The sequence below is a fragment of the Escherichia albertii genome (assembly GCF_028622335.1).
Lineage (GTDB): Bacteria > Pseudomonadota > Gammaproteobacteria > Enterobacterales > Enterobacteriaceae > Escherichia > Escherichia albertii.
This window is the reverse complement of sequence record NZ_CP117568.1, coordinates 1,025,658-1,038,603: the sequence shown is the minus strand read 5'-3', so window position 1 is coordinate 1,038,603 and position 12,946 is coordinate 1,025,658. Positions and strand designations below refer to the sequence as shown.

Annotated in this window: 16 protein-coding genes, 1 pseudogene and 1 riboswitch; of the genes and pseudogenes, 5 read left to right on the top strand and 12 right to left on the bottom strand. The window is 49.1% G+C overall.

Annotation, left to right across the window (positions count from 1 at the left end; genetic code table 11):
- Positions 1 to 5: 5 nt before the first annotated feature.
- The 12 genes from PS053_RS05170 to pduA are packed head-to-tail and all read right to left on the bottom strand — an operon-like array spanning position 6 to position 8,318.
- Positions 6 to 281 (bottom strand): EutN/CcmL family microcompartment protein, encoded by a 276-nt coding sequence (locus PS053_RS05170; protein WP_000549830.1) that lies wholly within the window; start codon positions 279 to 281, stop codon positions 6 to 8.
- 3 nt (positions 282 to 284) lie between these two features.
- The gene (gene pduM, locus PS053_RS05165; protein ID WP_059218628.1) at positions 285 to 776 is read right to left on the bottom strand and encodes a microcompartment protein PduM; all 492 of its coding nucleotides are present in this window, start codon (positions 774 to 776) and stop codon (positions 285 to 287) included.
- A complete protein-coding gene (locus PS053_RS05160) occupies positions 773 to 1,405 on the bottom strand; it encodes a phosphate propanoyltransferase (protein ID WP_059218629.1) in 633 nt (210 codons plus the stop codon). Before PS053_RS05160 ends, pduM begins: the two co-directional genes overlap by 4 nt.
- Before the next feature lie 11 nt (positions 1,406 to 1,416).
- Entirely contained in the window at positions 1,417 to 1,830 is a 414-nt protein-coding gene (locus PS053_RS05155) for a BMC domain-containing protein (protein ID WP_000814155.1), read from the bottom strand.
- A 23-nt stretch (positions 1,831 to 1,853) separates the two neighbouring features.
- Complete coding sequence (gene pduJ, locus PS053_RS05150) at positions 1,854 to 2,129, bottom strand: propanediol utilization microcompartment protein PduJ (RefSeq protein WP_001057752.1); 276 nt, start codon at positions 2,127 to 2,129, stop codon at positions 1,854 to 1,856.
- A 19-nt stretch (positions 2,130 to 2,148) separates the two neighbouring features.
- Entirely contained in the window at positions 2,149 to 2,499 is a 351-nt protein-coding gene (locus tag PS053_RS05145; protein ID WP_044711190.1) for a glycerol dehydratase reactivase beta/small subunit family protein, read from the bottom strand.
- Entirely contained in the window at positions 2,489 to 4,321 is a 1,833-nt protein-coding gene (locus tag PS053_RS05140; RefSeq protein ID WP_113622676.1) for a diol dehydratase reactivase subunit alpha, read from the bottom strand. Before PS053_RS05140 ends, PS053_RS05145 begins: the two co-directional genes overlap by 11 nt.
- Positions 4,322 to 4,330: 9 nt before the next feature.
- The gene (pduE, locus tag PS053_RS05135; RefSeq protein ID WP_025238814.1) at positions 4,331 to 4,849 is read right to left on the bottom strand and encodes a propanediol dehydratase small subunit PduE; all 519 of its coding nucleotides are present in this window, start codon (positions 4,847 to 4,849) and stop codon (positions 4,331 to 4,333) included.
- Positions 4,850 to 4,863: 14 nt separating this feature from the next.
- On the bottom strand, positions 4,864 to 5,532 hold the full coding sequence (locus tag PS053_RS05130) for a propanediol/glycerol family dehydratase medium subunit (RefSeq protein WP_000405061.1): 669 nt from the start codon (positions 5,530 to 5,532) through the stop codon (positions 4,864 to 4,866).
- A gap of 9 nt (positions 5,533 to 5,541) precedes the next feature.
- Complete coding sequence (gene pduC / locus PS053_RS05125) at positions 5,542 to 7,206, bottom strand: propanediol dehydratase large subunit PduC (RefSeq protein ID WP_044710462.1); 1,665 nt, start codon at positions 7,204 to 7,206, stop codon at positions 5,542 to 5,544.
- Positions 7,207 to 7,224: 18 nt separating this feature from the next.
- Positions 7,225 to 8,037: a propanediol utilization microcompartment protein PduB gene (gene pduB / locus PS053_RS05120; protein ID WP_256878905.1), complete on the bottom strand. Its 813-nt coding sequence runs from the start codon at positions 8,035 to 8,037 to the stop codon at positions 7,225 to 7,227.
- Positions 8,034 to 8,318 carry a propanediol utilization microcompartment protein PduA gene (gene pduA / locus PS053_RS05115; RefSeq protein ID WP_001183614.1) on the bottom strand — a complete coding sequence of 95 codons (285 nt, stop codon included), beginning with the start codon at positions 8,316 to 8,318 and terminating at the stop codon, positions 8,034 to 8,036. The genes pduB and pduA overlap by 4 nt, the downstream gene beginning before the upstream one ends.
- Before the next feature lie 511 nt (positions 8,319 to 8,829).
- Here pduA and pduF point away from each other — a divergent pair.
- The 5 genes and pseudogenes from pduF to cobS all read left to right on the top strand — a co-directional run bounded on the left by pduF (position 8,830) and on the right by cobS (position 12,934).
- Complete coding sequence (pduF, locus tag PS053_RS05110) at positions 8,830 to 9,639, top strand: propanediol diffusion facilitator PduF (RefSeq protein WP_105228382.1); 810 nt, start codon at positions 8,830 to 8,832, stop codon at positions 9,637 to 9,639.
- A 203-nt stretch (positions 9,640 to 9,842) separates the two neighbouring features.
- Positions 9,843 to 10,757 carry a transcriptional regulator PocR gene (gene pocR / locus PS053_RS05105; RefSeq protein ID WP_000622051.1) on the top strand — a complete coding sequence of 305 codons (915 nt, stop codon included), beginning with the start codon at positions 9,843 to 9,845 and terminating at the stop codon, positions 10,755 to 10,757.
- A gap of 83 nt (positions 10,758 to 10,840) precedes the next feature.
- A riboswitch (cobalamin riboswitch) is annotated at positions 10,841 to 11,015 on the top strand.
- 218 nt (positions 11,016 to 11,233) lie between these two features.
- Complete coding sequence (locus PS053_RS05100) at positions 11,234 to 11,668, top strand: hypothetical protein (protein WP_002461881.1); 435 nt, start codon at positions 11,234 to 11,236, stop codon at positions 11,666 to 11,668.
- Positions 11,669 to 11,815: 147 nt separating this feature from the next.
- Positions 11,816 to 12,194 (top strand): annotated as a pseudogene (locus PS053_RS05095) (bifunctional adenosylcobinamide kinase/adenosylcobinamide-phosphate guanylyltransferase); the annotation flags it as partial.
- On the top strand, positions 12,191 to 12,934 hold the full coding sequence (cobS, locus tag PS053_RS05090; protein WP_256878907.1) for an adenosylcobinamide-GDP ribazoletransferase: 744 nt from the start codon (positions 12,191 to 12,193) through the stop codon (positions 12,932 to 12,934). The pseudogene PS053_RS05095 and the gene cobS, both read left to right, overlap by 4 nt.
- Positions 12,935 to 12,946: the final 12 nt, after the last annotated feature.

The following is a 12,946-nucleotide window of genomic DNA, read 5'->3' as shown; positions in this document are numbered from 1 at the left end:
ACTCCTTAGCGCGAAAGCGTATCTACAATGCCGACCACGGCCAGGTCGATGGCTTCGTTGGGGCCGCTAAAAACATGTCTGGCGCTGGAGCCGCTGCTGAGGAGTACCAGCTCACCGACGCCAGCGCCGACTGAATCAACGGCAACTTCGTCGCCGGTTAATGGCGTGAGAGGCAGTTCGCCATCAGCACTGACCCGGCGAACCAGCAGCAGTTTTTTCCCGACCAGAGAAGGTGATTTTTGCGTGGATACCACCGCGCCAGTGACTCGAGCCAGATGCATAGGTTATTCCTGCCTGATTAACTGAATGTTTCGGGTAATTGCTGCTTCACGCGCAAGTGCGGTCACACAACATTTTCGTTGCAGCACCACTATTCCCGCGCATCGCTGCGCTATGTCGGCATAACTTAAAAGTCGGTTATGATGAAGGTAGATCGGTTGCCCTTGTTCATCGCACCAGGTTAGCGGTAGACGGGTAAGAGCCTGTAATTTGATGGCGTTCAGGAAATGACTCTGTAACGACAATTGAATGTGCATTCCCCAGCCTAACGCCTCGTGAATGTGGAGCGCCGCGTGATCTGACGTTTCGTTGTCCGTTAGTTGTCGCAACAACAGCAGATCGACGTATCGAATTTGTAACGATGCATACTGATGAACTATCTCGTGAACGCTGGCTTCTCGCAGTTGCGAAACAGTCAGCGTGAGTGTCTTTTTCGCACGTTGCTTCAGGCGAAGAATCACTTCGTCAACAATACGTTGCATCAGCATGTTATTCATGGCAGCGACACCAGTGTGGCAAAAACGTCAGGGTTATCAGCGCCTGCGGCGTTGGCCTCGTCGGTATCAATATGCATTTCAAGGCGCATATCCGGTGAGACGCGAACAGCAACGTTATCAAATATCAGTCGTCGCTCATTACCTTCAATGGCAACCGCCACTTTATCGCCATGCGTAACGCCATAAATCAGGGTATCAAGCGGAGACATATGGATATGCCGTTGCGCGACAATAACGCCAGAGGCGATTTCCAGCTCCGCAAATGGGCTTATCAAACGAATCCCAGGAGTACCGCTGAGATCGCCTGACATGCGTAGCGGGGCGGTGATCCCTAACGTTCTGGCGTCGGTCCGGGAAATTTCCACCTGACTTGAGTTACGTAGCGGTCCCAACAAGCGAACGTTGTGTAATTTCCCTTTTGGTCCCACCAGCGTAACAACCTGTTCAGCAGCGAATTGACCTGGTTGCAATAACAACTTTTTCTCGCTGATCGGTTGTTCAGGAAAAAGGTGCACATAATCCGCCGTTGAAAGATGAATATGACGACTGGAAACACCCAGAGGGATAGGGCGCTTGCGCATCTCATTCAGGACCAGGTTAACAGTCTCCTGCAAGGTTTGTTTATCCATTGTTACTCCCCTCACTTAGCGGAGTGCAGGCAAAGAGAGCGGGGCTCACCTTTTTGCCGTTGACACGCCGGATCAAGACACAAATTACAACTGATAACCTCTGAGGCGACTGTTGGTGCTGGAGTTTCACTTGTTTCAACCGCCACATTCAAGGCTTCTGGTATGTGGGGCAGAATGCCCTCTCCCGGGCGGGCAATCACTTTGTGCGCGACAAGGCCATTTCGCTGTCCGGCGAAACTGGCACCCGTCGCGATTGCCGCATTAACCGAGGCGACATCACCGATGATTTTGATGAGCGTCCAGCCTGAACCATTGGTCTTCTCAAGGCCAACCAGCGTGATGGACGCGGCTTTTGCCATCGCGTCTGCACAACTGATGGCGAGGGCCAGGCCACTGATTTCAAGTAATCCCAGTGATTGTTTCACGCTGTGCTCCTTAGCAAATGGGGTTATGCAGATTTAGGCAAAATAGCCTCAACATCACTGTGTGGGCGCGGGATGACATGGCAGGATTTCACCTCGCCAACGGCGCTTGCCGCAGCGCTCCCGGCATCAACGGCGGCTTTTACTGCGCCAACATCACCGCGGACCATCACCGTAATCAGACCCGAACCAATTTTTTCATAGCCAACCAGCTGTACGTTGGCAGATTTAACCATGGCATCTGCAGCTTCAATTGCGCCAACTAACCCTTTTGTTTCAACCAGTCCTAGTGCGTTGTTCATACGGCGTTTCTCCTGTGGATTATGAGTGGCCTTCCCGGAAAGGAATGCCTTTTACCAGGCGGGCAGCGTTATTGCCGATGCTGCGCCGGGCATGGTTATCTTGTTGATACATCAGCGTAAACAGTGGCGCTGATGTCGGTAAGTTTTTGTAATGCACAATCAGTTTTTCCCGGTCGCAGGCTATGCCAACCAGCAGGGGGGACTGACGAGCAGCCTGCCAGGCGCTATCGATAACTTCACCTGACGGGATCTGTTGAATGTGAAAGGGAATACCTTCCTCTTCAATGCCAAGAAGCACCTCATTCCATGTATCGATACAGTTACCGATTTCCGTGACGACAATGACTGGCGCATGATCTTTACTTTCCATAAGCCGACTCCTTGTGCCAGGAAATGAGTAGCCCGGTAGCTACTGCATTGCGCGGACCTTCGCTTCCACGGATATTCCCGCGCCCGGCGACCAGGCGATAATGCGCCAACGCATCGGTAACTAACTGCGGTATCTCGAAATCCAGCGAAGAACCGCCTACCAGAACGACGAATGGAATATCGCGAATATTTCCGCCAGGACTTACCTGACGTAGCGCGCGCAGGGCATTGGTTACGAAGACGCGCTCTTTTGCACTGCGACGAACAGCGCGTACTTTTTCCAGCGTTAAATCGCCGGGAATGGGCACCAGTTCGTCGGGTTTCACCACACAAACGCGGGCAAATACATGAGGGGATAATGGAGTAGGGAAGAACTGAACGCTGCCGTCTTCATGGCGTAAATGGAACAGGCTTTCTACTTTTGCCAACGGGTACTTTTTGATTTCTTCTGCCAGATAACGATCATTTAAGCCCAGTTCCCGGGCAATAATCATCGTCACCATGTCGCCCGCTCCCGCAAGGTGAGTGGCTATCATTTCCCCTTTTTGATTGATGATGGAGGCATCGGTAGAGCCTGCGCCTAAGTCCAGAATTGCCAGAGGGCGTGTGGTTCCAGGGGTAGTTAAGGCTCCCTGAATTGCGGCTTCTGCTTCTGCGCCTCCGACCTGCACATCAACATGCAGTTTTCGCTTAATTTCACTGGCGATCATCGCCATTTGCAGACGGTCGGATTTCACCATTGAAGCGATACCTACAGCCTGTTCCAGTGAAAATTCACCCGCCAGACCACCGGTTACGCTGACGGGAACAGAGGTATCTATCGCCAGTAAATCCTGAATAAAAATTTCGTGGCTGGGTTTATTGGTCAGCTCCGCCATAGTCTGGCGAACATGCTCCAGCATACCGCCGATATTGGTACCGGATTCGCCTGTTACGTTTTCCAGTTTTGAGCACTCGCCGACTGCTTTCATAATGGCGTCGGCACCTGCTGCAACATCAACTCGTATTGTACGCCCGGCAGAAAGCAGCTCGATGTTTCCAGCGGGTATCGAACGGGTTTTAACGTCTCCAGACGGTGTTTTCACCACGACTGCAGAACGGTTGCCTATTAGCGCTCGTGCAACAGGAACGATATTTTTAGTCTCTTCGGCATTGAGGGTGAAAACAGTAGCAATCCCATACGGGTTAGACAGGGTTTCGATAACCTTCCCGGGAACGGCGACTTCAATAGCGGCCAACATACCGAGCGGAATACGATCGATATAGAGGACTTCATCAACAATGGGTAAAGGAATTTCCAGTCGGTTACTGACCAGCACGCCATCATCGCGTTGCAGAATAACGCCAGTCAGTTGATACCCGGCACGCATGGAGGCGTTTATCATGGTCGCGATATCGGCAAAATCAAATGCCGATGACACGACCAGAATGTACGGGGCATTCGCCGGGCGTGTTAACAACTCTTGTGGAGTGATAGTGAGCCCCACGCCCAGTCCCACTCCGCCCGGAGTTTTCGGGTTGTGGCCAATCATGGTTGATTCGGTGATGATGGTTTCCGTAATGGTTTCCATCGCCACATCGCCAATGACAGGAGTTGCTTCGTTGATACGAATAAGTGAAATATCGCTGACATTGATGCCGACTTTTTTCGTTGCCTGTACGAGAGCCTCCTGAATACCCTGCACGTTACGCAACGTACCTTTGATTCCGGTGGTTTCCGCAAGGGCGCTGCTCACGAATAACAATTCTCCAGACGTACTGAGCGTCGCCAGGGCAACTTCTGTGGATGAATTGCCAATATCAATGCCTGCTATATATCGCATAGTTCGTCCTTAATCGTCGCCTTTCAGTTTTTTACGCGCGGCATACAGTTCTGCGGCTTCGCGGACAAATGCAGCGCAAATTTTGGCCTGATAATGACGTTCAAGATCGTCAGCAATGGCAATGAGTTCTTGTTTAGTTGAACGATAAGGGCGTAACGCATTGTAGATTTCAAGGATGCGATCGTCTGGCACGGATGTAAGCTCGGCGGCACGTTCAAAATTCATCGCCAGGCGATCACGACCAGCATCTCTGGCAATCGCGGCCTGAATACGCAATGTTTCAGAGGTTATGCGCATATCCTGAGCGGTGACTTTATCGCTGAGTACATTTTCCAGCGTGAAATCGTCGAGCGTTTTATTGGTCGCCGTTTTGACCCATTCTGGATGTTTATTTGCCAGCGGGTAATCAGTCACTTTGGCGCTCTGTATTGACGAGTTGGGGGTCGCAGAAACAGGGGTTGCACCCTGTAGACTGTTCATGCGGTTCAACACGTCCCTGACCATCGACTCAATTGCATCGGTATTCATGAAGGTTTCCTTTGTTAAAACGTCACGCGCAGTTCTTGCGGTTTTTTGCCAGTTACCACGTACTTCGTCTCTTTGATATGCAAAATGGCTGATTTGGCCTGGTATTTAGGCCGCGCCATTTGATCGTTGAGGGTCGGAACTGGTTGTGGAGATTCACGCTTCGCATAACGCGCAGCGTTTTTGCCAATCTGGCGGTAAGTTTCCAGCGTCAACAAAGGCGCTTGCGGGAAAAGTTCCAGGTTAGACAAAGGGGGAAGCCCCTGCTGGTGGATAACCGTGGTGCCTTTTGACTGAATACCAATAGCAATGCCGGAACCACTAAGGCGATCGCCTTCGACCGCCACGAATGCGACATCAGACGATTTAAAGCAGCGAATCACACGGGCTTTAATGCCTTCTTCTTCGATGCCGGCAATCACTTCGCGCAAGATGTTTTTATGCGGAATGCCGATAATATTGACGGTCTGCGCCAGGCCAAATGCCGGGCCTACAGCAATAATGACTTCATCCTGTTGAGTACCTTGTTGGGCTTCGCCAGTTTCGGTCAAAAAACTCCCGGCATCCGGTGTGGAAGTGGCAGTAGCGGCGACAGGTGTGCGAAATGACACGGACTTGTCGCTGGTTTGCATTTCTGCCAACACGTCTTCGATTACCTGACGTAGTAATTTTTCGTTAATTTCCATTTCTCACCCTTAGTCAATTTCGTTGGGATCAAGTGCGCCGGGGATATTTTTGATTTCTTCCCAGCGTTCTCCTTGCAGGCGATAACCCGTAGCCGGTCCGGCGTAATCATTGACGTCATTGACCGCAGAGAGCACTTGTCCGTCATCGACGATAATGGCTGAGGTATGAAGATAATCGCCGGTCAGTTTCGCTTTTTGCATGTTGAGCATGTCCTGGGCGACATCGGTAAAACCACCTTGCGCCAGGGCTTTCACTACTTCCAGGCTGTTACGGTTTTTATTGATAATTTCCTGGGCGAACTTAATGTCTTCTACGATGTTGCGTTCCGGCATATCTTTCGAGCCGTGGGCATAGGTCGCTGCTTCGACCTCTTCATCGGTAATCAGGGGTAATCCCATACCGGCAAAGACAGCCTGTAAAGCGCGTGCAGCCTTATTGCGGATGGCGACAACATCTTCTTCGCGCACCGGTCGCAGACCGCCATCAACCTTCAGGTCACGCTGAATGACGTTGTAGTCATCGAAGTCTTCGGCGTCTTCGTTTGAACCGGCAAACATGTTGTCGTAGTTCGGCACAGCGGAAAAACCGGAAGAGATAAAGTCAGTGCCCGGCAGAAACTGCATCAGGAAACGCGCGGTACGGCGCATATCTGAGTGGGTAAAGGTCTGGTCGTTACTGGAGGCGCATTCCAGATCAAGCGATGAACAAATTAAATTTTCCGCCAGCACTGCACGGATGCCTGACGGCACCGCCGATGGAACGCCAATGCAACTTACCGAACCATTTTGCAACCCCTGAACACCTGCAGCTTTGGTGATATAAATGCAGCGAGCTTCGAGATAAAGCATTGATTTCCCTTCCGCGTAGCCCATCTGCACTTCAGAGCCGGAGCCGGAAGTAAAGCGCATTTTCAAGCCGCGAGAAGCATAAGACGACGCGAGAAATCCTTTTGACCACGGGGTATCATCGCCATCGGTGAAAACGGGTTCTGTGCCGTAGACAGAAATCGTTTCGGCATAACAGGTATGGCCTAGCATACCGAGTTTCAGTTCGGTGGCTTCTTCCAGTGAACATTGGGTCAAAACGCCCGGGCGCCCAACCTGCGAACCCACCAGCAGAGCGATGGCGTTGAACGGCGCATAGCGAGCAACGGCGACGGTGGTTTCCTGTTCGTCAAACCCTCGCCATGCACCTTCAGCCGCGTCGGCAGCAATTTGTACTGGATTATCTTTAACGTTTGTGACGTGAGCCTGTTGTGATGGTGTCCGACGGGCGCGCATTTTTTGCATCGCCATCATCATCTCTACCACATTCATTTGCGAAACTACTTCGACGATTTTAGCGGGCGTCATTGCAGTGGTAAGGGGAACGATATCGCTACGTTTGACATTGGGATCGCACAACATATTGGCAAGTTTGACCGAGTCCATCGCGATGACTTCTTCGGCACGCGCGAGATTGATGCCGTAGCGGGCGATAAAGTGGTCGATCAGGTCAAACTGGCTGGCAGGTTTTCCATCCAGTTCGGTGATGGCGCCGTTAACAATTTTTATTGACGGTTTTGGATCGTTCGGGCTTTCCATCGCAATGAAGCCTTCTTCAATCCACTCTTTAACGAAACCGTCCTGGTTGACCGGACGTTTGGCCAGTGCTTCAAATCTTTTCGATCTCATGAATCTGCCTCAGGGAATTCAGATGTAGGAAGGGCGATCGTTTTTCGGTGTATCGCCGAGAGTCGAAAGTACGGTTTTACCGATTTCGCGTGCGGAGATGACCGCCTGACGGACTGCGCCGGAGTCACCCGAGATAATCAGAATGACTTCATTGCTGTAGCTGGTGCCTTGAGCTGGTGAGCTGTATGCCACTACATCCACATTGGCGGACTTCAGCGCGGTATCGGCCATCAGAACACCAACAGCGGCTGGAGCGCCGACAATAACGCCGCAAGCGCGACCCAGAGGTGCGCCAAACGCTTTTTCCAGTGCATAGCTGGCGCGGGCGGTGTATTGCAGTTCAAGATGCCCGGCTTCGTTGGCATAGACATCACCAAAGGTCCGGTCGAGTTCTTTCAGGGCAACTTCAATACCGCGTTTCACGTCGGAAACATCGTTGCCGCCTAAGAGGATTAACGAGCCGTGTCCGGCACCGCCTTTGGTATCGCGCGGAAGTTCAATGCTAATAACTTCAGTGTTTGTGGCTTTTACCGCTTCATCAGCGGCCATAATGTGTGGACCTGCGCCAATACGCGCACCCAGAATGCCAATGGAGCGATAGCGTTTTTCGAGTTTCATCGCGTCCAACAGGGCGCTATCAACGTTCGCAATGACCAGACCTACAGTGTCGCCAATAGCGGTGCCAACAAATTCCGTTAACGTGCAGCTTTTTTCTGCCATAGCCGTCTCTCGTGTTTGATGAGTGGTTTTTGGGAGAACCTCATGCGTTGGCGTCGCTACGCGGGCGATGACCTGTGCCATGATTTGTTCGACCAGTTCATTGCTGCTCATGGGTTAATTCCCTTTGGTAAGATTTTTTCGACATCGGTATGTGGGCGGGGAATAACGTGTACTGCTTTTACTTCACCGACGTTACGCGCGGCGGCGGCACCTGCGTCTGTTGCCGCTTTTACAGCCCCGACATCACCACGAACGATGACGGTCACCAGCCCGGAGCCTATTTTTTCGTAGCCGACCAGTAATACATTTGCCGACTTCACCATGGCGTCTGCGGCCTCTATGGCGGCAGTTAAGCCTTTGGTTTCTACCATTCCTAACGCTTCTTGTTGCATAAAGACCTCGCCTGGTTTTTTTGACGATATGACTATAAAAAAAAGCGAAGAAAAAGAATGGCTGACTTAATCGGTCTATGAGGAAAATTAATAGAGAATAAATATTATAAAATTGCTTTCATTGGTCATAGGTCATTAATTTGTTGATTATTTTCTGCGGTGTTTGATGTGAATTAATGGCATTGCTACCGAGGATTTTATTTTAAATAGTGCTCTGTTGAGTTTAGTGCGTTGGCGTGAATTGTGATACTTGTTTAAGTTTTATTATGTAAGGATGACAATTTTTTATTGTGGAAATTTGGTGGTGTTTGCTGCTTAAACCGTGATTATTGCTGTGTTGAGGTTTTAGCGATAACAATAATTTGCTATATCAACACGACTTTTCCACGAGTCAATCATGCATGTTGGCAATATTTTCCCCAGAGCAATTTTTATAGTTGCGCTCGATATACACAACAATCAGCGCACTATTGGCTGATGAAGAAATAAATTCCGCAAAGAAGGTGTCACTATGAATGATTCACTCAAGGCGCAATGCGTTGCCGAGTTTTTAGGCACCGGACTGTTCCTCTTTTTTGGCATTGGTTGTTTGTGTGCGCTCAAACTTGCCGGGGCAAGTCTGGGTCTGTGGGAAATTTGTATCATTTGGGGATTAGGTATTTCGCTTGCTGTTTACCTTACGGCAGGAATTTCCGGCGCTCATCTCAATCCCGCGGTTACGATTGCTCTATGGTTGTTTGCCGCTTTTCCTGGTCGTAAAGTGCTGCCATTTTGTGTGGCGCAATTAGCGGGAGCCTTTGGTGGTGCGGTTCTGGCGTATTTTTTATACAGCAATTTGTTCATCGATTTTGAATCTGCCCACAATATGGTTCGTGGTAGTGCAGAAAGTTTACAACTTGCCAGTATCTTTAGTACTTATCCTGCAGCGGCGTTAAATATATGGCAGGCGGCGTTGGTTGAAGTAGTCATCACGTCTATGTTAATGGGGGTGATTATGGCATTGACCGATGATGGTAATGGCGTGCCAAAAGGCCCTCTTGCGCCTTTACTGATTGGTATTCTGGTCGCTGTTATTGGTGCTTCTACCGGACCATTAACCGGTTTTGCCATGAATCCAGCGCGTGATTTTGGGCCAAAAATTTTCACCTGGCTTGCGGGGTGGGGGGAAATTGCGATGACTGGCGGACGCAATATTCCTTATTTCGTTGTACCCATTATTGCTCCGGTTATTGGTGCATGTATTGGTGCGGCAATTTATCGCTTTCTCATTGCGCAGAATTTACCTGTCAATAGTGTTACGCCTAAAGGTATCAGCGAATAGTGAAATAATCTGGCGGTTATAATCGTTTATTTTTTTACTGTTTGTGATCTGCTTTCCGAACTTATTAAAAAGTCTCCCACGCTACGGAGGCTTTTGTTATTGTCCAGTATACTTCGCGTCAGTTAAACATCAGGGATGATGTGAAGTTTAAATGTAAAGCAATTGTTTTTACTATAACAACAAATTAACTGGGAGGTTTTATCATGATTTCTGCGGCGACACTTAATTCAGAACTCATTAATAAAATCGCGCAGGATTTTGCGCAGGCGACCAGCCTTGCGGTTGTCGTGGTCAATATCCACGGTGATGAAATCTCAGAACTGTTTAACTTCACTCCATTTTGTCAGATGATGCGGCAGCATCCTCAGCTTAGTACTCGCTGCCGTATGAGCGATCGTTGTGGGGGCCTGGAATCTTCTAAATCCGATCAACCGTGTATTTATCGCTGTCACGCAGGATTAACCGATTTCTCAATTCCTCTGGTGATCTCCGGGCATTTAGTTGGCTTTGTGTTGTGTGGACAAGTTCGCCTGCGTAATGATGATGTCGATTTGGTTGATATTCTGAATGTTGATGATTGTTGGCAGGCAGACCCCGAACTACTTAATGAATTTCGCAAAGTACCGGAGATGGATTACTCGAGAGTTATGGCCTCTGCCGATTTGTTGAAGTTGATTGTGGAAAATTGTCTCAAGAAGCAACTCAATTTTGTCGTTATTAAAGAGAATAAATCTCATTCGGATTCGGTGCGCCAGACTCGTACGCCTAATCCCCACGATAATAAAATGAAAAAAGCATTACGTTATATAGATGCGCATTTATCAGACGATTTGCGTTTGGAAGATGTTGCCTCGCATGTTTATCTAAGCCCTTATTATTTCAGTAAGTTGTTTAAGAAATATCACGGAATTGGTTTTAATGCGTGGGTAAACCAACAACGGATGGCCAGCGCCCGTGAGTTGCTGTGTCATAGTGACTGGAGCATCGCCAGCATTGCGCGTAATTTAGGCTTCTCACAAACCAGTTATTTTTGCAAAGTTTTTAGACAGACTTATCAGGTAACGCCGCAGGTATATCGTCAACAAATTAGCGAAAATACGGCTGCGGAAACGGCATAAATTCAATGTAAAAAATGAGGGATAATTAAATAGACTCTGGCAGTAATAATTCATTGACGTGTTATGGGAAAAGTGAAATCAGCTCATAACATACGCTGACAGGTTTGGCACATTTGTGCCTGGGAAGAGGGTGGAAATCCCTCGCAGCCCCCGCTGCTGTAATGCTGACAACCCCGAAAATGCCACTGATCGTGAGATCGGGAAGGTCGGGTGAGGATGATGCTAAGCCAGAAGACCTGCCTGTCAGTTAATACCAACAACTTCGGTGGGAAGTGGGTTGTCCAGAAGAGCCCTGTTGGGTACTGGCGCGTCTTTATACCCCTACCACCCTGAAAGGATCAGGGTATGGCGACATTATTAAGTTCATTCATCGTAAAACCGACAGGCATCAGGAGTGCAGTTAAAGCGCAGCAATCTTTTTTCATGGCATATCGTTCTGACCGTCATGGCCGTAAATCAAGTGGGAGACGGGAGGTATGAAAACGATAAAGCCAGAATCAATAGGTCTTTTTTGTCTCTCATCTGGCGATGTTGAACTGGCGAAATATCTGGCTGGCATGTTGCCAATAACCTGTTTTGTCGGTGAGGATTGGCAGCAAGGCTTCCGGTCTTGCAACGGTGGGCTATTACAATCGTTATCAGATGCGTTTCGTGATTATTCAGTGTTGTTATTGATTGCTGAAAGCGGGGCATTCATACCAGAAAATCTCCCTCACTCTGATGGAGTGACGGTCATCTTAATAGCAGAGCACAATGCCCGCTTGCTGGCTGGTCCGGCTGGTGGTGCAACAGCATTAATCCATTATCTGGATGAGGCGTGTCAACGTCGGAGAACCGCCGTCAGTGACGCACTTTGTCGGGCGTTAACAAGAGAAAATCGAGCTATTCCACAATGCGGTTTTAATTCATAATATGTTGATAAAAATAAGTTTTTATTGCGCGCAGTATTCGTCGCGGTAATGTTATTACGGTCAGCAACGATGGAGTATCCATTGTTCTGATTAAAAAATATCATCACATAATTGAACCAGGAGTCAGTCTGATGATTTTTGTGACGAGAAGAGTCGGCACGGATAGAGCATCATCGGCAAAGTCGCCCGGCGCACGTGGAATGCTGGCAACAACGTAATGGGTTAATTGACGTAGACATTAATTCGCAGAATGCTGTGTTGCTGGAATGTATTATGACAATGGTGACTAATCTGTTGTTTGAATATAGCCGCGATACGATGGCGAGATTCCGTCGTTGATTACACGTGTCAACCTTGTCCTGCAACGGTCGTATTAGTGACCAATGAGGTGGTGATGAACATTGTGTTGGAAAATCGTCTGGCGCGATATCTTCGTGATATTGCCAGATGAGGAAATCAATGGTTAGCTGTTGTGGAAGATGAAGTATGGTTGGTCGATCCAGGTATTGGAGTAAAATTTAAATGAGTAAATTATTTTGGGCGATGCTCTCTTTTATTACACGTCTGCCTGTTCCTCGACGCTGGTCCCAGGAGTTGGATTTTGAACATTATTCTCGCGGTATTATTACCTTTCCTTTAATTGGATTATTACTGGGCGCAATTAGTGGTCTGGTATTTATCGCGTTACAGGCATGGTGTGGTATCCCATTGGCTGCGCTGTTTAGTGTACTGGCTTTGGCTTTGATGACGGGCGGGTTTCATCTGGACGGTCTTGCGGATACTTGCGATGGTGTTTTTTCGGCACGTAGTCGCGATCGCATGCTGGAAATTATGCGCGATAGCCGTTTAGGAACCCATGGTGGTCTGGCGCTGATTTTTGTCCTGCTGGCAAAAATTTTGGTGTTGAGTGAGCTGGCCTTGCGCGGTGAGCCGATGCTTGCATCGTTGGCGGCGGCTTGTGCTGTAAGTCGTGGTAGCGCCGTATTGCTGATGTATCGTCATCGTTATGCTCGGGAGGAGGGGCTTGGTAATGTTTTCATCGGTAAGATAGAGGGACAGCAAACCTGTGTCACCATTGGGTTGGCGGTTATTTTTTCCGCAATATTATTGCCAGGTATACAGGGTGTGGCTGCTATGGTGGTTACGATGGCGGCGATTTTCATACTTGGTCAGCTACTTAAACGTACTCTGGGAGGGCAAACTGGCGATACGTTGGGGGCGGCTATTGAACTGGGGGAACTGGTTTTCTTGCTGGCGCTATTGTAAGGCCGATAGCTT

What these genes read in the sequence shown, in the direction of transcription:
- PS053_RS05170 (WP_000549830.1), bottom strand. Translation starts at nt 281, where the DNA reads ATGCATCTGGCTCGAGTCACTGGCGCGGTGGTATCCACGCAAAAATCA.
- pduM (WP_059218628.1), bottom strand. Translation starts at nt 776, where the DNA reads ATGAATAACATGCTGATGCAACGTATTGTTGACGAAGTGATTCTTCGC.
- PS053_RS05160 (WP_059218629.1), bottom strand. Translation starts at nt 1,405, where the DNA reads ATGGATAAACAAACCTTGCAGGAGACTGTTAACCTGGTCCTGAATGAG.
- pduJ (WP_001057752.1), bottom strand. Translation starts at nt 2,129, where the DNA reads ATGAACAACGCACTAGGACTGGTTGAAACAAAAGGGTTAGTTGGCGCA.
- PS053_RS05145 (WP_044711190.1), bottom strand. Translation starts at nt 2,499, where the DNA reads ATGGAAAGTAAAGATCATGCGCCAGTCATTGTCGTCACGGAAATCGGT.
- PS053_RS05140 (WP_113622676.1), bottom strand. Translation starts at nt 4,321, where the DNA reads ATGCGATATATAGCAGGCATTGATATTGGCAATTCATCCACAGAAGTT.
- pduE (WP_025238814.1), bottom strand. Translation starts at nt 4,849, where the DNA reads ATGAATACCGATGCAATTGAGTCGATGGTCAGGGACGTGTTGAACCGC.
- PS053_RS05130 (WP_000405061.1), bottom strand. Translation starts at nt 5,532, where the DNA reads ATGGAAATTAACGAAAAATTACTACGTCAGGTAATCGAAGACGTGTTG.
- pduC (WP_044710462.1), bottom strand. Translation starts at nt 7,206, where the DNA reads ATGAGATCGAAAAGATTTGAAGCACTGGCCAAACGTCCGGTCAACCAG.
- pduB (WP_256878905.1), bottom strand. Translation starts at nt 8,037, where the DNA reads ATGAGCAGCAATGAACTGGTCGAACAAATCATGGCACAGGTCATCGCC.
- pduA (WP_001183614.1), bottom strand. Translation starts at nt 8,318, where the DNA reads ATGCAACAAGAAGCGTTAGGAATGGTAGAAACCAAAGGCTTAACTGCC.
- pduF (WP_105228382.1), top strand. Translation starts at nt 8,830, where the DNA reads ATGAATGATTCACTCAAGGCGCAATGCGTTGCCGAGTTTTTAGGCACC.
- pocR (WP_000622051.1), top strand. Translation starts at nt 9,843, where the DNA reads ATGATTTCTGCGGCGACACTTAATTCAGAACTCATTAATAAAATCGCG.
- PS053_RS05100 (WP_002461881.1), top strand. Translation starts at nt 11,234, where the DNA reads ATGAAAACGATAAAGCCAGAATCAATAGGTCTTTTTTGTCTCTCATCT.
- cobS (WP_256878907.1), top strand. Translation starts at nt 12,191, where the DNA reads ATGAGTAAATTATTTTGGGCGATGCTCTCTTTTATTACACGTCTGCCT.